This is a genomic window from Streptomyces sp. MK37H (genome assembly GCF_018035285.1).
Classification (GTDB): Bacteria; Actinomycetota; Actinomycetes; order Streptomycetales; family Streptomycetaceae; genus Streptomyces; species Streptomyces endocoffeicus.
This window is the reverse complement of the sequence record NZ_JAAAYH010000164.1, coordinates 1-17,723: the sequence shown is the minus strand read 5'-3', so window position 1 is coordinate 17,723 and position 17,723 is coordinate 1. Positions and strand designations below refer to the sequence as shown.

Below are 17,723 nucleotides of genomic sequence, written 5' to 3'. Positions count from 1 at the left end.
TCGAGCGCCGTCTCCTCGACGTCCTCGCCGCAGCGCGCGAGGAGCAGCCGGGCGGCGGCCGCGCCGACCCGCTGCACCTGCTGGTCGACCGTGGTCAGCCGGGGGTGCAGCCAGCGGCCGAGCGGCAGGTTGTCATAGCCGACGACCGACAGATCGTCGGGGACACGCAGCCCGGCGCGCTGGGCGGCGCCGATGCCGCACATCGCCATCGAGTCGTTGGCGTAGACGATCGCGGTGGCGCGGTCGGCGGCGTCCAGCAGGGCCTGGGTGGCGGCGACGGCGGACACTTCGGTGAAATCGGTGTGCAGGACCGCGTAGGGCCGCAGGCCCGCCTGCCGGAGGGCGGTCTCGAAGACACCGCCGCGCAGCCGGGTGTGCTTCAGGTCGGCGGGGCCCGCCACATAGGCGATCCGCCGGTGTCCGAGCCCGAGCAGATGACGGACGACCTCCTCGACGGCGGCGTCCTGGTGGCCGAGGCCGACGCGGGGCACGGCGGCGGCGCGGTCGGGCGGACCGAGCAGCACGGCGGGCAGTCCGAGGCGGGCCAGCAGGGCGGGGCGCGGGTCGTCGGCGCGGGCGTCGGTCAGGACGGCGCCGTCGACGCGGCCCTCGGCCGCGAGCCGTTTGTAGAGGGCGTTCTCCTCCTGGGCCCCGGCCACCAGGTGCAGCAGCAGACCGTAGCCGCGGGGCGCCAGTTCACCCTCGATACCGGTGATCAGCTCGCTGAAGTGCGGGTCCGCGCCGAGCACATCGGTAGGGCGCCTGACCACGAGGGCGAGGGTGCGGGTGCGGGCGCTGCGCAGGGCGGCGGCGGACGCGCTCGGCGACCAGCCGAGTTCCGTCGCGGTGTCCAGGATGCGCTGCCGGGTGGCCTCAGACAGCCGGCCCTTGTCGTTGAACGCCTGGGACACGGCCGCGGTGGACACCCCGGCGGCGGCCGCCACCTGTTTGATGGTGGGGCGCCGTCCCGGTTTCGCGGCGGTCGTGCTCACGCCTTGACCGCCCCGTTGATGAGCGCCTGCTGCATGCGCTTCTGGAGCACCGTGTAGACGACCCATACGGGGATCAGGGTCAGGACGGTGCCGGCGGTGAGGACCCCGTAGTCGGTGCCGGTGATGGCCTTGAGGGTGGGCAGGGCCACCTGCACGGTGCGCTGCTCGGGGTCGGGGCCGATGATGACCAGCGAGTACAGGTATTCGTTCCAGAAGGTGAGGAAGTTCAGCAGGAGCACGGTGGCGATGCCGGGCAGGCACATCGGTATGTAGATGTGGCGCAGCACCGTGTAGGTGGACGCCCCGTCCATCCGGGCGGCCTCCTCCATCTCCCTGGGGATGGTCCGCATGAACTGCACCAGGATCACCACCGACAGCGGCATCGCCGTCGCGGGCAGGAAGAAGACCATGAACAGCCGGGTGTGGAACAGCCCGGTGGCGGCGGCGAGCAGGAAGGTGGGGAAGAGCGCCGCGAACGTGGGGATCAGGAAGCCCAGCGAGAAGACCTTCTCCATCGCCGAGGCGAGCCGTCCCGTCGAGCGGGCGAGCGCGAACGCCGCGGGCAGCGCCAGCAGCAGGGTCAGCGCCAGGGCGAGGACCGTCACCAGGGCGGAGTTGACGACGGCCGTGCCCAGGTCGGCGCTGTCGTAGGCGGTGCGGAAGTTGCCGAAGCCCAACGACTCGGGCAGCGCGAAGGGATGGGCGAAGATCTCCTCGTTGCTCTTGAACGCGGAGGCGAGGAAGTAGTAGAGCGGCACGATCAGCAGTACCGCGTAGGTCCACACCAGGATGTGTGCGGGCAGCCAGCGCTTGCCGAGTTTCATGGTGAGCCGCCTTAAGATCAGTAGTTCTGGCGGAACGCGCGGCGGATGGCGAGCAGCCCGACGAGCCCGGCCAGGAAGAGGATGACGCCGACGGTCTGGCTGTAGCCCAGGTCGGCCGCGATGAACGCCTTCTGGTAGACGAGGAACGACAGCGTCGTGGACGAGCTGCCGGGACCGCCCTGGGTGAGCAGCAGCACGTGCTGCGCCGAGCCGAAGAGGGTCCACAGAAACTGCAGCATGGTGACGACGCCGACATAGTCGCGGATCACGGGGAAGTGGATGCGCCACATGGTCCGCCAGTGCCCGGCCCCGTCCAGTTGCGCCGCCTCGCCGAGGTCGTCGGGGACGCTGTCGAGCCGGGCGGCGAACAGGACGGCGGTGAAGCCGATCCCGCTCCACACGTCCAGGGCGATGAGACAGGCCAGGGCCGTCGATGGCGAGGCGAGCCAGGCGTCGGTGAGCGAACCGAGCCCCGCGGAGTCGAGCGCGCCGTTGACCAGCCCGTCCGGGGACAGCGCCGCGTAGAACACCATGGCCTTGGCGGGGGTGGAGATCAGGCCGGGGATGAACAGCAGATACCGGATCACCCGGTGTCCGGGCGGCTTCTGCGCCACGTAGTAGCCCAGCATGTAGGCGCACACGATCATGATCGGCACTGCCACCGCCAGCTGGACGGCGGTGTTGCGCACCGCGTCCCAGAAGACGGGATCGTCCAGGACCGTGCGGACGTTGCCGAGCCCGGCGAACGACACCGGCTGGAGCATGCCCGGCCAGTGCAGGGCGGCGATCACGAAGATGGCGATCACCGGTCCGATCATGAAGACCGCGTACCAGACCAGCGCCGGGACGGCCAGGATGGTGCCGCCCTGCCGGGGTCTGCCGATACGGCCTGTGGTGGCGGGCGGTGCGGGGTGGCGGACCGCGGCCCCGCCCGGGGGCGACGTCAGCGTCGTCATGAGGTGGCTCCCGTGGAGTCGGGCTCGGGATATGAGCGAACGGGCGGGCGGTTCACGCGGAGCGGTACGCGGTCTCGAGCGCGGCGCGGACCTTCGCGGCGCTGGTGCCGCGAGTGAAGGAGGTGCTGGTCGCGGTGATCAGCGGCTGGGCGGCGGCGGGCGGGACATACACATCGGGCAGCAGCGCCTGGCTCACCGTCGAGCCCAGCCGCTGGGCCGCGGCGACCAGCGGGAAATCGGTGCTTACGGTGTCGGAGCGCAGCGCCATGTCGCGGCCGCTCTCCTTGATGAACCGGGCGACGGTGTCGGGCCGGTACATGAAGCGCAGGAACTTCTCGACGGCGTCGATCTTCTTGGTGCCGTTCGGGCTGATCCAGAACCCGATCAGGGTGTAGGTGCGCAGGATGGTGGGCTTGTCGTGCACGGCGCCGTCGGCCAGCGGCCACCCGCCGACCTCGGTGTGCCGGGCCACCTTGGGCTCCACCTTGGCCAGCGCCGAGGACATCGCCGACTCGATCGCCGCGGCCTGCGTGTTGAACTGCGTGGTCATCGAGTCCGAGGTGAGGCCCTGGGCCTTGTCGGCGAAGACACCCGCGTCGCGCAGTGTCACGAAGTACTCGATGCCCTCCCGGGCGCCCTTGCTGCCGAAGTCCCCTGTGGAGTAGGCGTGCCGGGCCTCGTCCTCGGTGAGGAAGGTCTGGATGATCTGGGCGAGCAGCTTCTGTCCGGTCCAGTCGTTGCCACCGACGGTCACCGGCGCGATCCCCTTGGCGCGGAGCTTACGAGCCGCGGCGATCAGCTCGTCGCCCGTGGTGGGTATCGCGTCGACGCCCGCCCGGTCCAGCAGGGCCCGGTTGTAGGCGATCGGCCAGTTGGTGGCGAAGTAGGGGAAGGCGCGCACCCTGCCCTTGGCGTCGGTCCACTCGGCGAGCGCCTGCGGGAGCACGCGCTCCCGCAGCCCCCAGTCGTCCAGATAGCCCTTGACGTCGACCGTGGCGCCGACGTCCGTCCACGCCAGCGTCTTGTCGTAGAGGTTGACCATGACGACGTCCGGCTCCTTGCGGGCCAGCCGCGAGGTCTCGTAGACCTGCGCGAGGTCGTCGCCGTTGATGAGATTCTTGACCTTGAGTCCCGGATGCTCCTTGCGGAACCGGTCGAGGGCCGCGAGGTAGGTGGGCGATCCCGGGGCGGTGGTGCCCAGCTGGCTGTGCACGACGAGCGTATCGGGATCGGAGTCCGCCCCGGTGAGCGCGGAGCACGCGGAAAGGCCAGGCAGGACGGTCGCGGCGGCGAGGCCGGAACCGGCGGCGAGGAAGCCGCGCCGAGTCAGCGGTGAATGCACTGCGGGGGTCTCCAACCAGGCGGTTAACGAGTGGTTAATCGATCTACCTCGAGGGTGTGAGGAATGTAGGAGCCACTTCGCCTCTGGTCAAGCCCTTGCCGGGGCCGAAAGCACACCGCACCCGCGGAACCCCATCCGCTGCGGAGAGCGGATGGGGTGCGGGTCGTCCGTGATGCGGTTGGGTGCGGGTCGCGCGGTGCGGATGGGTCCGGGTCGCGCGGTGCGGATGGGTGCGGGTCGCCCGCGATGGCGCGCCCATGGTGGCGCTACTCCCAGGCCGGCCGTACCTGGGCGCCGGGGTCCGCCACCTGCGTCCAGGTACCGGCGATGCGCATCGTCGTCCTGCGCACGCTGTCGTACGGCGGCCAGCCGGGGTCGCCCGTCCTCGCGAACCGGATCCAGGTGGCGTGGACACGGGAGGCGAGGTCGGCGGGCGGCTCGGCCGGACCGAGGATCGCCTCGGGTCCGTGCAGCCGCGGCAGCTCGGTGCGGTCGAACACGAACGGCAGCTCCATGACGTGCGAGGCGCCGAGCCACCCGTCCAGCGCCTCCGATCGCCAGGCGAACTCGTAGACGTGGGTACGCGACGAGGGGTGCTGGGCGTGGGCGGTGGCGAGCCGCCGGGTGCCCGCGCCGAACAGGGCGTCCGTCATGATGGCGGCCCACAGCTCGCCCGGTGACGCCCCGGGCCGCTCGCGGCGGTAGACCTCCACCAGCTTCTCGGGGGCGGGGTGGGAGCGTGCCGCCGTGGCGTGGACGTCCTCCTCGGTCGAGGACATGAGGTGGCCCGACGGAGCCAGATAGAGGTTGCCCTCCTCGGCGGTCGTGCCGAGCAGCAGATCGATGCCCGCGCCACGTCCGGTGGCCACCGCCTCGGCCGGCTGCTGGTCCAGGACGAGGCTGAACGCGCTCAGGCCGACCAGCGGATCGAAGCGCCCGTCGACCGTGAGATCGATCCCCGCGAGTCGAGGCATGGCCGCCACGAAGCGCTCGTCGGGGACCGACGCCAGCGCCTCCGCGGTCGCGGCGGTCCCCAGGACGCGGGCGAGGGCCTCGGTGACCCGGCTCGCCTGGGCGCGGCTGAACGCCCCCAGACCGCTGCCGCTCTGGATGATCGCCCGCTGGAAGAGCCCCTCGGCCCGTGGGTCGGCCACCACCGCGCCCACGATCGTGGCGCCCGCCGACTGGCCGAAGAGCGTCACCCGGGACGGGTCGCCCCCGAAGGCCGCGATGTTCTCCCCGACCCAGCGCAGCGCCGCGATCACATCCAGCAGGCCCCGGTTGTCGGGGGCGTCGGGGAGGTGCAGAAAGCCGGGTACCCCGAGCCGGTAGTTGAGGGTGACCAGGACGACGCCGTCCCGGGCGAAGGCGGTGCCGTCGTAGAGCTCGGACCGGGTGGACCCGGCCACGAAGCCGCCGCCGTGCACGAACACCATCACGGGCAGGTCGTCGCGTGTGGTGTCGGGCGTCCAGACGTTCACCGCGAGGTAGTCCTCGCCCGGGACCCAGCCCTGTCCGAAGTACGGGGACATGTCGAGGTGGCCGAACGCGTCGCGCCTCGGCTGCGGTGCCGTGGGGCCCGCGGCGGTGGCATCCCGGACACCGTCCCACGGCGGGTGCGGTGTCGGCGGGGCGAACCGGTCGGCGCCACGTGGCGGGGCGGCGTAGGGGATGTGCCGGAAGACGGTGGCGTGCTCCTCCTGGCGGCCGCGGACCGCGCCGTGGGAGGTCATCACGAGGGGGGCGGTGGTGTGGTTCGTCATGCGTGGTGTGTCTCTTCCTCGGTATCGCTCCAGCCGCCGGTCACAGGCGTGCGAAGGCGGCCCATTCCTTGACGGCGAACGTGCCGCCCTCGCGCCGCACCTCGGCGGCGCCATGCCCGCCCAGGTGGGCGGGGAAGACCAGGGCGTGTCGATCGGCCGCCCGGCCGAGGACCCGGCGGCGGGTGGCTCGGGATTCGGCCGGGTCCTCGCAGAAGCAGCTGTTGGTGTCCGGATCCGCGATCTGCACCGGGCTGTGCAGCAGGTCCCCCACGAAGAGCGCGCGATCGCCTCGGGAATCGAGAGCGAGCACGGAGGATCCCGGTGTGTGTCCGGGGGCGAGTTCCAGACGGAGATGGGCATCGATGTCGAGGCTGCCGTCCCACAGCAGCGCCTTGCCCGCTTCCCGTATGGGGGCGACGGAATCCTCGAAGACGTTCTGATTGCCCCTGCCGAGCAGTGGCTTGTGCTCATTCTCCGGATTCCAGAACTCGAAGTCGCGCTCCGGGATGAGATACGTGGCGTTCGGGAAGGTCGGTACCCACTGCCGACCGTCGAGACGGGTGTTCCAGCCCACGTGGTCGACGTGCAGATGGGTGTTGACCACGATGTCGACGTCCTCCGGCCGCACCCCGGCCCTGGCGAGATTCCCCAGGAAGTCGGTGTCCAGATAGCTCCACACCGGTGCGTAGGGCCGGTGCTTGTGGTTGCCCACCCCGGTGTCGACGAGAATGGTCTTGCCCTCACTGCGCAGTACCCAGGTCTGGATCGCGGACCGCACATTATCGGTGCCGGGGTCGTAGAAGTCCGGGACCAGCCAGGAGGCATTGTCCTCCCAGATCTCCTCCGGGCTTTCCGGAAAGAAGGTCCGGGGCGTCAGGCCGACGGATCCGTAGTATTCCTCGACGCGTGTGACGGTGACATCGGCCAAGGTTATCTGCTGCATGGATATTCGCCTTGTTCGTGAGAAGTCCGATTCGCAGCGGAATCCTCGTCGAGGTGGGTCACGGGCGGTATCCGTCACCTGACTGCAGTCGCTGACGGAGGCGGGCAGCACGACCGATAACACGTCACCGCAGCACCGAAAACTTTTCGGAGGCTGGTGGGGTGAGATCCTTTGTGCCGTCGATGACCAGGCGTACACACCAAAGAGCCGCAGATCAGGGGCGAAGCGACATCGGCACCGGCCGAACTTTCTACCGGAACCGTTCCGGAAGAAGCGTTGACGTTGCGTCAGCCCCGCAGCATACTCCGCATCGATCGCTGCCCATCGGCACACCACTGCCACCCGCCCGCCCGAAGAAGGGACAGCAATGGTCATCGATTCCCGTCAGGCCCGTCAGGAGCGCGGAGCTCACCGTCCTCGGTTACGCGTCCGAAGGGCGTTCAGCCTCGGTGTCGTCGGCCTCCTCACCGCGGCCGGTGTCCTGGCCCTGTCCGGTCCCGCCAGCGCCGCGAGCACTCTCGGCGGCGCGGCGGCGGCCAAGGGCCGCTACTTCGGTGCCGCCGTGGCCGCCAACCACCTCGGCGAATCCGCGTACGCCACCACGCTGGACACCGAGTTCAACGCCGTCACACCCGAGAACGAGATGAAGTGGGACGCCGTCGAAAGCTCCCGGAACTCGTTCAACTTCGGCAGCGCCGACCAGATCGTCGGCCACGCCCAGGGCAAGGGCATGAAGATCCGCGGCCACACCCTGGTCTGGCACTCCCAACTCCCCGGCTGGGTGGGCGGTTTGAGCGCCACCGAGCTGCGCTCGGCGATGAACAACCACATCACCAAGGTGATGCAGCACTACCAGGGCAAGATCTACGCCTGGGACGTGGTCAACGAGGCGTTCCAGGACGGCAACAGCGGTGCGCGGCGCAGTTCGCCGTTCCAGGACAAGCTCGGCGACGGCTTCATCGAGGAGGCGTTCCGCACCGCGCGCGCGGCCGACCCCGGCGCCAAGCTCTGCTACAACGACTACAACACCGACGGCCAGAACGCGAAGAGCAACGCCGTCTACAACATGGTGAAGGACTTCAAGGCGCGCGGTGTGCCGATCGACTGCGTCGGCTTCCAGTCGCACTTCAACAGCCAGTCCCCGGTCCCCGGCGACTACCAGCAGAACCTCCAGCGCTTCGCCGACCTCGGCGTCGATGTGCAGATCACCGAGCTGGACATCGAGGGCTCCGGCACGGCCCAGGCCGACAGCTACCGCCGTGTCACCCAGGCGTGTCTGGCCGTGTCCCGCTGCACCGGCATCACCGTATGGGGTGTCACCGACAAGTACTCGTGGCGCGCCAGTGGCACCCCGCTGCTGTTCGACGACAACTACGCCAAGAAGCCCGCTTACAGCGCGGTGCTCACCGCGCTGGGCGGCACCAGCGGTGGTGGCGGAGGCGGTGGCGGCAAGTCGTGCACCGCGTCGTACTCCGAGACGCAGCGGTGGGGCGACCGTTTCAACGGCAAGGTGACGGTGACCGCCGGATCCTCCGCCATCAGCGACTGGACGGTGGCGGTGACCGTGCGTTCCGCGCAGAGCGTCTCCACCACCTGGAACGGCACTCCCAGCTGGGACAGCAGCGGCAAGGTCATGACGATGAGGCCCAACGGCAACGGCAACCTGGGCGCCGGAGCGGCCACCAGCTTCGGCTTCACGGTCATGGCGAACGGGGACTGGTCGGCCCCCACCATCGGCTCGTGCACCGCCTCCTAGCCGAACGGCAGGGGACCACACCCGCACTTACCGGAGGGACCATGACCGGACGCAGGAAGGCCACAGCAAGACGCGCAGGCGCGAGAAACACCGGGAAAGCGCGGCGGTTCGCGCTCGTCGCCGCGGCGACGGCCGCCCTGGCGGGGTTCTCCGCCGCCCCGTCGCCCGCGGCCGCGCACGGCGCGGCGCACGCCGAGAGGGCCTGGGCCAACTGCCCCAGTGGATACGTGGGTCTGACGTACGACGACGGGCCGAATCCGGGGTCGACCCAGGCGCTGCTCAACGCCCTGCGGGCGGGTGGCGCGAAGGCCACCTTCTTCATCTGGGGGCAGCACGCCGACCAGTATCCGGACCTGCTCAGGGCCGAGCAGGCGGCGGGTATGTGGATCGCCAATCACACCACCTCGCACCCCCATCTCACCCAGATCGGCGAACCGGCGGCGTACAACGAGATCGCGGGCGCCCAGAACACCATCCGGCGCATCACCGGACAGACACCCACCCTGTTCCGGCCGCCCTACGGCGAGACCAACGCGCAGGTCAGGGCCGATGGGGCCCGTCTTGGGCTGACCGAGGTGCTGTGGAGCGTGGACTCCCAGGACTGGAACGGGGCCAGCACTCAGCAGATCGTCCAGGCCGCCGCCACCATGCGGGCGGGCAGCATCATCCTGATGCACGACGGCGGTTACCAGACCACTGTCGGCGCCGTGCCGCAGATCCTCAGCGGGCTCGCGGCACGCGGACTGTGCCCCGGCAGGATCACGGCCGGGGCGGGTGGCGGCGCGGTCGTCACGGCTCCCTGAGCGCCGTATCCGGCTGACCGCTTCCGGCCGCGTCGCGCGGCAGCGGCCGCGGGCCTGCCCCGGCTTCCGCCGCGCCACCGGCGCCCCCGTGTTCGCCACCGCGGTAGACGGTGCGCGACGGGGGCGCCGGCAACAGGCGCTGCAGCAGCGGGCCGGTCATCATCGTGGTGACCACGGCCATGGCCACCATCACGGTGAAGACACGGCCGTCGATGACACCGAGGCCCAGGCCCACGTTGAGCAGGACGAGTTCGGTGAGCCCGCGCGCGTTCATCAGCACGCCGAGGGTGATGGCCTGCCGTGGGGTGGCCCCGGTGAGCCGGGCGGCGGCCGCGGCACCGATGAACTTGCCCGCGCAGGCCGCGACGAGCACGGCGAGCAGCATGGCCAGGCCCCGGCCGCCGAGTCCCTGGAAGTTGACGGACAGCCCGGTGACGGCGAAGAAGACCGGGAGCAGCAGCAGGCTCGACTGCTCGATGCGCGCGGGCACCTCCGGAGCGTGGGCCTCGAGCAGGCGGCGCGGTACGACGGCACCGAAGACGAAGGCGCCGAACACGGTGTGCAGTCCCATCGCGTCGGTGGCCCAGGCCGACAGCAGCAGACCGCTGAAGACCACGCCTTGGACGAGTGTGCTGTCCCGGTTCCAGGGCCGCTCGGGCGCCAGCAGCCAGTGCAGCGCGGGCTTGACCACGTACAGCATGCCGAGGACGAAGAGGGCGGACAGCAGCGCCATCCGGGCGAGCGGCCAGGAGCCGTCGGCGTTCACCACGACGACCACGACGGCGAGGATGCCCCATGCCAGCAGGTCCTGGAGGGCGGCGCAGGCGAGCGCCATGGTGCCGATGCGCTCCCGGGCCAGACCGTGGTCGGTCAGAATGCGGGCGAGCACCGGGAAGGCCGTGATGGACATGGCCGCGCCCAGGAACAGCGCCGGGCCGAGCAGCCCCATCCGCCCTTGCTCGGTGAGGCCCCAGGACGCGAAGGCGACGGCCAGGCCCGTGCCCAGGGCGAACGGCAGGGCGACGGAGCTGAGCGAGACCGACACCACCTGGCGGCCCCGGCCACGCAGCTGCGCCACGTCGAGGTGATACCCCACCCCGAACATGAAGAGGACGAGGCCCAGTTGGGCCAGCAGCTGGAGGAAGGGGCGGGCCTGGTCCGGGAACAGTGCCGCGGTCGGATTCCCGGGCAGCAGCCCCAGCAGACTGGGCCCCAGCATCAGGCCCGCGGCGATTTCCCCCAGCACCGCCGGCTGCCGCAGCCGCTGGGCGATCCGGCCGCAGACGATGGCAGCGGGTACGACCACGGCGAGGCCGATCAGTACATCACGGATGGTCTCTTCCAGCGCACTGCCACTCATGGCCATGGCCCTCCCCCGTCACCGGTTCCGCCCAGTCTCGGGGAGCCAACTCCCAGAGAGAAATGCGCACTTGGACGTTTGGACGTGAGGGCCAACGCCGAACCACGTTGCCGTGGGCGTACATGTCTCCCCTGTATCGGGCAGCCCGAAGCCCGGCACCGGGACGGGGGATCCACGGTGCCGGGCGGCTCGGTTCAGACCGTTCGCAGCGCCTCCGTGGGTGGCATCCGGGCCGCGCGCAGGGCGGGCAGCAGCCCGGCGATGGCGCCGATGGCCACGGCCGCGCCGAGTCCCCCCGCCCAGGCGAGCACCGGGACCACGGTCTCCCAGCCCTTGACGCCCGCGTAGACGAACGTCGCCAGCGTGCCCAGCACCACCCCGACCGCGCCACCGAGCATGGCGAGCAGGATCGCCTCGGAGAGGAACTGCAACCGGATGGTGCCACGGGTGGCGCCGAGCGCCCGCCGCAGTCCGATCTCCGAGCGGCGTTCGAGTACGGAGATCACCATGGTGTTGGCGACGCCGATGCCCCCGACGAGCAGGGCCACCGCCCCCAGCCCGAGGAACAGTCCGTCCAGCGCCGACCGCGCGGCGGCCCGGGCCTCGAGCGCGGCCGACGGCTGAGTGACACTGACCTCGCTGGGATTCTGCGGGTTGGCCGTGGCGGCCAGGACGTTGCGGACCTCCTTGACCTGGTCGGTGTCCGACCGTACGTACACCGTGGAGGGGTGGCCGTCGAAGTCCAGGTACGTCTTCGCGGCCTCGTAGCCCACCAGCACCGCCGAGTCGATCTCCGGTGTCAGCTTCGCGGGCTTGAGCACCCCGGACACGTAGAACCACTGGCCGCCGACCCAGATGCGCATGCCCGGGTGGATCCGGGAGATGCCCAGCCGGCTGGCGGCGTCCCAGCCGAGGACGGCCACCGGCTGCCGCGCGGTGGCGGCGTTGAGGTATCTGCCCTGGGCCATCGAGGTGCGCACCGCGGCCGGGAGGCGCAGGCTGGCGGCGTTCACCGAGAGGGAGTTGGTGTTGAGGCTCGGGATGTGCGGGCTGCGGTACGCCTCGGCGTCGGTCTTGCCGGTGCTCTGCACCGCCTCGACCGGGCCGATCCGGGAGATCATTCCCGGCGCTTCGACGGGGAGTTTGGCGTCCCCGCCGCCCAGCGACTGGCCCGGAGTGACCTTCAGCAGATTGGTGCCCAGCTTGTCGATCTCGGCGAGCAGCCCGGCCTGCGAGGAGGACGACAGCCCGAGCACCGCCACCATCGCGGCGACGCCGATGGCGATGCCCAGCGCCGACAGGGCGGCCCGCATCCGGCGGGTGCGCAGGCCCACGCTGGCGGTCCGGCCCAGGTCGGCGGGGTGGAGCCGGCCGGGGGCGGTGGCCGTGGAGGTCATGGCAACCGCCTCTCGATGTCCAGCGGGTCCTCCGCCGACATGACGTCCGCGACGATGCGGCCGTCGAGCACCTCGATCCGGCGCGGCAGCCGGGCGGCCAGCTCCCGATCGTGGGTGATCATGACGATGGTGGTGCCCTCGGCGTTGAGCTCCTTGAACAGCTTGAAGATCGCGGCACCCGCGACGCTGTCGAGGTTGCCGGTGGGCTCGTCGGCCAGCACGATCGCCGGATCACCGGCCAGGGCCCGGGCGATCGCGACCCGCTGCCGCTCGCCACCCGACAGCTGCGACGGCCGGTGGTGGATCCGGTGGCTGAGGCCGACCCGGTCCAGGGCCGCGGCGGCCGCCGACAGCCGGGCCGGGCGCCGGACGCCCGAGTACAGCATCCCGTCGGCCACGTTCTCCAGCGCCGTGGCGTGCTCGGCCAGGAAGAACTGCTGGAAGACAAAGCCGATCCGGGTGGCACGCAGCCCGGCCAGTGCCCGGTCGGACATCGCGGCCACGTCCTCCCCCACGACCCGTACCGTGCCGGAGGTCGGCCGGTCCAGGGTGCCCATCACCTGCAGCAGGGTCGACTTGCCGGAGCCGGAGGGGCCCACGATGGCCACCAGATCGCCCCGGTGGATGGTGAATCCGGCTCCGTCCAGCGCCACGACCGGGGAGGCGCCCGGATAGACCTTGGTCACGTCCTCCAGTTGCAGGACCGGCTCGCCGGTGGTCCGGACGTCGACCGGCCGCGTCTCGGTCTCCACACCGGTCATGAGGCGGGCACCGCGATCTTCTGGCCGACCCCGAGTCCGGCGCCGCTGACTTCCACCTTGCCCTCGCTGTCGTCGAAGATCCCGGTACGCACCGGGATCAGCTTGTGCTTGCCGCCCGCGTCCACGACCTCGACGGCGTAACCGCCTCCGGCGAGCGCCAGCAGCGCGTTCACGGGCACCGACAGCACGTCCTTCACGGTGTCGGAGACGATGGCCACCTGGACGGGCGCCTGGTCGAGCCCACCGGTGGCCTTCGGGTCCTTCGGCTTGATCTGCACCTCGATGGTGGTCTTGTCGTCGGCCTGCTTCGCCACCTTCCCCACCGATGACACCTCGCCGTCGGTCGACTTGCCGTTGGGTAGGGTGATGGTCACCTTGTCGCCGACCGCCACCCCGGTCTGCTGGCTGGCGTTGAGCTCGACGGTGACCTGCCGCTTGGTCGAGGAGACCTGCAGGACGTTCTGCCCCTGCCCGGCCGGTCCGCCGCGTACGGCCCCGGACTTGATGACCCGGACCTCCTCGGCGGGCAGGAACACGGCCTGCCCGAGCGACAGTTCACCCGTCTCCTTCAGGCCGACGTCCTCCTGGAGCTCCTTGAGGGCGTAGAAGGTCTGCATGCTGAAGTAGTCCGAGTCGGGGTCGATCTGCGCCTTGGTGGCGTACTTGAGGCTGACGAGCGCGGCGTTGAGCTGCCGCACATCGGCGCCCTCGGCGCCATAGGCCAGATCGCGGTAGACCGGCTCGGCGGCGCCCTGGAGCATCACCACCGGCTTGCCGCTCACGCGGTAGAGCACCTTGCCCTGGCTGATCACATCGCCCACGGCGGGCAGCTTGGTGATGGTGCCCTTGGCGTTGTTGACGACGTCGTACGAACCCGCGTAGCCGAGCGTCCCGTTCTCCAGGGTGCGGGCCGAAAGGGAGCCCTGGGTGACCTTCGCCAGCCCGGTGGGGGCGCTGGTCCTGGTCGACGAGTCCTTCTCGGACTTCTTGAACGGATCGGCCACGACGACGCCCGCGCCCGCCGCGACCACGATCGCCACGACGACGATCGCGGTCAGCCCGCGCCGCTTGCGCCGCGCCGGTGGTGGCGCGCTCTGCCGCTCCGGGGGGCTCGCTTCCTCGTCCTCGGTCGGGGTCTGGGTCGCACTCACGCCGAGCCCCCACCGGGCTTGTTGGGCTCCATGTTGCGCAGGGACTCGGGCTGGTACTGCTTGCAGGCGTCCTCCGCCTTCTTGAACTGCGGTGTGGTCGGGTCGACCTCCAGCTTGAAGCCACCGCTCTCGTCCGGGTCGGGGAAGCTGGGCACGCCGTTCTTGCGCATGCACTTGGCGTACTTGAGCTTGTCCTCGGTCGGCCACACATCGCCCGGACCGCCGCCGCCCTCCTGCGGGGGCGGCGCCGGCATGTACTGCTTGCAGGCTTTCTCCGCCTTCTGGAACTCCGACGACTGCGGATCGATTCCGGCACCCATGCCCTCACCGGGCTTCGGGTCCTTGAAATCGGGCAGGCCATTCTTCCGCATGCACTCCGCGAATTTCAGCCCGTCCCCTTGTGTACCGGCCTCCGGCTGCTTGGACTGCGAGTTCTTCCCGGAGCCCACGCTGGCCACGCTCTTATCGGGTTCGTCGTTGTCGCCACAGGCAGTGGCGAGCAGGGCGACCCCGGTCAGCAGCGCCGCCACTGCGGTGGTGCGCCGCAGCCTCTTCTTGGGTGCGGCGCTGCCATCCGACGGCCGCTCCGTGATAACCACCATGCCACTGTCCCCATTCCTTCGGGATTTCCTGTACCTCCTGTTTTAGCGAGGGGGCGGTTTCGCCGAGGTTTCAGTGGGGGTTACGGCCCGAGCTGCGCAGGTCCCGGCGCGCCGGGCATGCGGAAGCCCCGGTCCGCCGGATGGGTCGTCCGGCGGACCGGGGCAGAGGCGGCGCCCGGCAGGGCACCGCGCGGGGTTACGCCGGCCCCGGCGCCCCTGCGGGCAGGTGCTGCCGGCATGCCTTGTGGGCGTCCCGGAACTCGGGCGACTTGACGTCGATCCCGGCCTCCTCGGGGGCGAAGCCGCCGCCCTTCGGGTCGGGGAACTCGGGCACGCCGTTCTTCCGCATGCAGTCCACGTACTTCGTCAGATCGGGCATCCCACCGGGCGGCGGGGAGGCCCGGCGACCTTCGGGCATCAGGCGCTCGCAGGCTTTCTCCGCCTTCTTGTACGCATCGCCCTTGACGTCTATGCCGCTGCTCGGGTCGAGCAGAATCGAGCCGTCCGCGGCGGGATCGGGAAAGTCCGGCACGCCGTTGTCCCGAAGGCATTCGACGAAGGCCATGCTTTTGGCCTTCTTGTCCCCCGCCCCAGCGCTACCGGAGGACTTCGGGGAATCGTCGGAGCCGAACGCGAAACCCAATCCGCCCGCCACCATCGCGATCGCCAGAGCGGCCCCCAGCGAAACGAGCAGAATGCCTAATCTGCCCTGTCGGCGCGCGCCCTCGGGCGGCTCACCCGCGGCCGCGTTCTCCTTCTCGTCCATACTCTCTCTCCACCCTCTCCCTAATTCTTCGCCAGCAGCTGCGCGGAAATGAGGCGACCGATCGTTTCGAGGGGCTCTCCGGTGAGCATCCCGTCGTGATCGGAGGCGATCCGGACCGGTTCGATATGCCCGTCGACGTACGGCGCCCAGCTGTCCGGAGCCAGCTGCCCTGAGGCGGACGCGGGCCCACCCGCCGTGGCGACGAAGAGCAGCAGTTCTCCGCGGAAGACGCCGGGCGTGTGGTGCTGGAGGAGCCGGTTGTTGTTCGCGTTGACCCTCTGGATCTCGGAGAGCATCCGCACCTGCCCGCGCCGCCCGCCGCGGGGCCCTTCGGCGGGCCGGCCGGCGGGCTCGCCGGTCGGCTCCGCCTCGTCTACGCCGGGGTAGCCATCGAGACTGGCCAGGAGGTCCACCACTTCGCCCTGCTGCTGCAGCAGCGCCGCCATCGCATGGGCCACGGTGCCACCGAACGACCAGCCGAGGAGGTGATAGGGCCCGGCCGGCTGCACGGTCCGGATCCTCGCCACGTAGTCCGCGGCCATCTCCTCGACCGTCCGTGGCAGTGACTCATCCGTGCCGAAGCCGCGGGCCTGCAAGGCGTAGACCGGGTGGTCCGGCGGCAGGTGGTCCGTGAGTTCCGCGTAGCAGCGCCCCAGCCCGGTGCTCGGGTGGACGCAGAACACGGGCGGCCGGTCGCCTTCGGTCCGGAGCGGCAACAACAGGCCGGTCTCGTCGGAGTCGATGGGGGCGGTGCCGTCCTCCGTACCGTCGAGCAGCCGGGCCACGTCGGCCACCGTCGGGGCGGTGAACAGCGCGCGGATGCTGACCTCGGCGCCGAGGACGGCACGGATCTGGGCGATCAGCTTCATCACCAGGATCGAGTCGCCACCGAGCTCGAAGAACGACGCCTCGGCGCCCACCTCGTCCAGGCCGAGCACCTCGGCGAACAGCGCGCAGAGACGCTCCTCGGTGGGCGTCTCGGGGCCACGTCCCGCCGTTGCCGCGCCGGTGAAGTCGGGAGCGGGGAGGGCGGCGCGGTCCAGCTTGCCGTTCACCGTGATGGGCAGCGCGTCGAGCGTCACGAACGCGGCCGGGATCATGTAGTCGGGCAGCCGATAAGCGAGAAACGTCCGCAACTGGGGCACATCCACCGAGCCGTCCGGCACGATGTAAGCGACGAGCCGCTTGTCCCGCGTACGGTCCTCCCGGGCGATGACCGCCACCTGGCCGACGCCCGGGTGGGCGGCGAGGGCGGTCTCGATCTCACCGGGCTCGACCCGGAAGCCACGCACCTTGACCTGGTCGTCCACGCGGCCGCCGAAGACGAGTTGGCCGTCCGCGGTCCACTTGGCGAGGTCGCCCGTGCGATACATCCGCCCGCCCGTGAAGGGGCACGCGACGAAGCGCTCAGCGGTCAGGCCGGGGCGGCCGAGGTAACCGCGTGCGAGGCCCGGACCCGCGACATACAGCTCACCCAGCACACCTGCGGGGACGGGGTGGAGACGCTCATCGAGGACGAATGCCCGGGTGTTGGTGATGGGCCGCCCGATGGGCACCGGGCCCGAGCCGAACGCCTCCAGGGGCCGGCTCATCGTCGCGCATACGGTGACCTCGGTCGGCCCGTACGCATTGACCATCCGCCGCCCCGGCGCCCACCGCTCCACCAACGACGGCGGGCACACCTCGCTGGCCACCACCACCGTGCCAAGACTCTCGGGCAACTCCTCCACCGTGGCCAGCACCGACGGCGACACCGTCACATGCGTGACGCCCAGCACCGTGGCCGTCGCGCCCAGCGAACCGTGGGGCGGGAGCCTGTCCGGGTCCGCCATGACCAGGGCGGCGCCCGAGAGCAGCGCCATGAACAGCTCCCACACCGAAGCGTCGAAACTCAGCGACGCCAGCTGCAGCACCCGCGCATCAGCGCCCACGTCGAACCGGTCGATCTGCGCGCTGACGAGGTTCCCGATGCCGCGATGCGTGACGGCCACGCCCTTGGGACGGCCCGTCGAGCCCGACGTGTAGATCACGTACGCCACGTCGTCCACGCTCACGGAGACCACCGGCGCCGGGGCCGCGTCCGCGTCGGCGTCGGCGTCCGCGTCGGCGGATTGAACTGCGGACGGATCCCACACGATGCACTCGACCCCGGCCGGAACCAACCCCCGAGTCTCCTCGGAGCACATCACCAGCACCGGCCCGGCATCCTCGATCATCCACTCGACCCGCTCGGCCGGATACGCCGGATCCACCGGAACAAACCCCGCGCCCGCCTTGGCAATCCCCAGCAGCACCGCCACCACATCC

The 17,723-nt window shown here is 70.6% G+C and carries 15 protein-coding genes; 2 read left to right on the top strand and 13 right to left on the bottom strand.

What is annotated here, in order from left to right:
• The 6 genes from GWI24_RS22760 to GWI24_RS22735 all read right to left on the bottom strand — a co-directional run.
• Nucleotides 1-992, bottom strand: a 992-nt coding sequence (locus GWI24_RS22760) for a LacI family DNA-binding transcriptional regulator (protein ID WP_210947770.1), incomplete at its 3' end; no start/stop codon positions are given.
• Nucleotides 989-1,816, bottom strand: a complete 828-nt coding sequence (locus tag GWI24_RS22755; RefSeq protein ID WP_164431802.1) for a carbohydrate ABC transporter permease — start codon at nt 1,814-1,816, stop codon at nt 989-991. The genes GWI24_RS22755 and GWI24_RS22760, both read right to left, overlap by 4 nt.
• A 17-nt stretch (nt 1,817-1,833) precedes the next feature.
• On the bottom strand, nt 1,834-2,772 hold the full coding sequence (locus GWI24_RS22750) for a carbohydrate ABC transporter permease (protein WP_210947769.1): 939 nt from the start codon (nt 2,770-2,772) through the stop codon (nt 1,834-1,836).
• A gap of 52 nt (nt 2,773-2,824) precedes the next feature.
• Entirely contained in the window at nt 2,825-4,114 is a 1,290-nt protein-coding gene (locus GWI24_RS22745; RefSeq protein WP_210947768.1) for an ABC transporter substrate-binding protein, read from the bottom strand.
• Nucleotides 4,115-4,380: 266 nt separating this feature from the next.
• Nucleotides 4,381-5,877, bottom strand: a complete 1,497-nt coding sequence (locus GWI24_RS22740; protein WP_210947767.1) for a carboxylesterase/lipase family protein — start codon at nt 5,875-5,877, stop codon at nt 4,381-4,383.
• A gap of 40 nt (nt 5,878-5,917) precedes the next feature.
• Nucleotides 5,918-6,820: an MBL fold metallo-hydrolase gene (locus tag GWI24_RS22735; RefSeq protein WP_210947766.1), complete on the bottom strand. Its 903-nt coding sequence runs from the start codon at nt 6,818-6,820 to the stop codon at nt 5,918-5,920.
• A 367-nt stretch (nt 6,821-7,187) separates the two neighbouring features.
• On the opposite strand from GWI24_RS22735, the gene GWI24_RS22730 reads away from it, so the two are divergent.
• Together GWI24_RS22730 and GWI24_RS22725 are read left to right on the top strand one after the other, a co-directional pair.
• Complete coding sequence (locus GWI24_RS22730; protein WP_210947765.1) at nt 7,188-8,576, top strand: endo-1,4-beta-xylanase; 1,389 nt, start codon at nt 7,188-7,190, stop codon at nt 8,574-8,576.
• Between the two features lie 41 nt (nt 8,577-8,617).
• On the top strand, nt 8,618-9,379 hold the full coding sequence (locus tag GWI24_RS22725) for a polysaccharide deacetylase family protein (RefSeq protein ID WP_210947764.1): 762 nt from the start codon (nt 8,618-8,620) through the stop codon (nt 9,377-9,379).
• Here GWI24_RS22725 and GWI24_RS22720 read toward each other — a convergent pair.
• The 7 genes from GWI24_RS22720 to GWI24_RS22690 all read right to left on the bottom strand — a co-directional run.
• Complete coding sequence (locus GWI24_RS22720; protein ID WP_247616745.1) at nt 9,366-10,739, bottom strand: cation:proton antiporter; 1,374 nt, start codon at nt 10,737-10,739, stop codon at nt 9,366-9,368. The genes GWI24_RS22725 and GWI24_RS22720 overlap by 14 nt on opposite strands.
• Nucleotides 10,740-10,933: 194 nt before the next feature.
• Nucleotides 10,934-12,136 carry an ABC transporter permease gene (locus GWI24_RS22715; protein WP_210947762.1) on the bottom strand — a complete coding sequence of 401 codons (1,203 nt, stop codon included), beginning with the start codon at nt 12,134-12,136 and terminating at the stop codon, nt 10,934-10,936.
• Nucleotides 12,133-12,897: an ABC transporter ATP-binding protein gene (locus tag GWI24_RS22710; RefSeq protein WP_210947761.1), complete on the bottom strand. Its 765-nt coding sequence runs from the start codon at nt 12,895-12,897 to the stop codon at nt 12,133-12,135. Before GWI24_RS22710 ends, GWI24_RS22715 begins: the two co-directional genes overlap by 4 nt.
• Complete coding sequence (locus GWI24_RS22705) at nt 12,894-14,048, bottom strand: HlyD family efflux transporter periplasmic adaptor subunit (RefSeq protein WP_210947760.1); 1,155 nt, start codon at nt 14,046-14,048, stop codon at nt 12,894-12,896. The genes GWI24_RS22710 and GWI24_RS22705 overlap by 4 nt, the downstream gene beginning before the upstream one ends.
• Nucleotides 14,045-14,650 (bottom strand): hypothetical protein, encoded by a 606-nt coding sequence (locus GWI24_RS22700; RefSeq protein WP_210947759.1) that lies wholly within the window; start codon nt 14,648-14,650, stop codon nt 14,045-14,047. Before GWI24_RS22700 ends, GWI24_RS22705 begins: the two co-directional genes overlap by 4 nt.
• 196 nt (nt 14,651-14,846) lie before the next feature.
• Nucleotides 14,847-15,416 (bottom strand): hypothetical protein, encoded by a 570-nt coding sequence (locus tag GWI24_RS22695; RefSeq protein ID WP_210947758.1) that lies wholly within the window; start codon nt 15,414-15,416, stop codon nt 14,847-14,849.
• A gap of 20 nt (nt 15,417-15,436) precedes the next feature.
• On the bottom strand, nt 15,437-17,723 hold a 2,287-nt coding region (locus GWI24_RS22690), incomplete at its 5' end, for an amino acid adenylation domain-containing protein (protein WP_210947757.1).

Excerpts from the sequence above, each read along its gene's own strand:
- GWI24_RS22700 (WP_210947759.1), bottom strand. The coding sequence starts at position 14,650 with ATGGTGGTTATCACGGAGCGGCCGTCGGATGGCAGCGCCGCACCCAAG.
- GWI24_RS22750 (WP_210947769.1), bottom strand. The coding sequence starts at position 2,772 with ATGACGACGCTGACGTCGCCCCCGGGCGGGGCCGCGGTCCGCCACCCC.
- GWI24_RS22720 (WP_247616745.1), bottom strand. The coding sequence starts at position 10,739 with ATGAGTGGCAGTGCGCTGGAAGAGACCATCCGTGATGTACTGATCGGC.
- GWI24_RS22740 (WP_210947767.1), bottom strand. The coding sequence starts at position 5,877 with ATGACGAACCACACCACCGCCCCCCTCGTGATGACCTCCCACGGCGCG.
- GWI24_RS22755 (WP_164431802.1), bottom strand. The coding sequence starts at position 1,816 with ATGAAACTCGGCAAGCGCTGGCTGCCCGCACACATCCTGGTGTGGACC.
- GWI24_RS22730 (WP_210947765.1), top strand. The coding sequence starts at position 7,188 with ATGGTCATCGATTCCCGTCAGGCCCGTCAGGAGCGCGGAGCTCACCGT.
- GWI24_RS22710 (WP_210947761.1), bottom strand. The coding sequence starts at position 12,897 with ATGACCGGTGTGGAGACCGAGACGCGGCCGGTCGACGTCCGGACCACC.
- GWI24_RS22695 (WP_210947758.1), bottom strand. The coding sequence starts at position 15,416 with ATGGACGAGAAGGAGAACGCGGCCGCGGGTGAGCCGCCCGAGGGCGCG.
- GWI24_RS22715 (WP_210947762.1), bottom strand. The coding sequence starts at position 12,136 with ATGACCTCCACGGCCACCGCCCCCGGCCGGCTCCACCCCGCCGACCTG.
- GWI24_RS22735 (WP_210947766.1), bottom strand. The coding sequence starts at position 6,820 with ATGCAGCAGATAACCTTGGCCGATGTCACCGTCACACGCGTCGAGGAA.
- GWI24_RS22725 (WP_210947764.1), top strand. The coding sequence starts at position 8,618 with ATGACCGGACGCAGGAAGGCCACAGCAAGACGCGCAGGCGCGAGAAAC.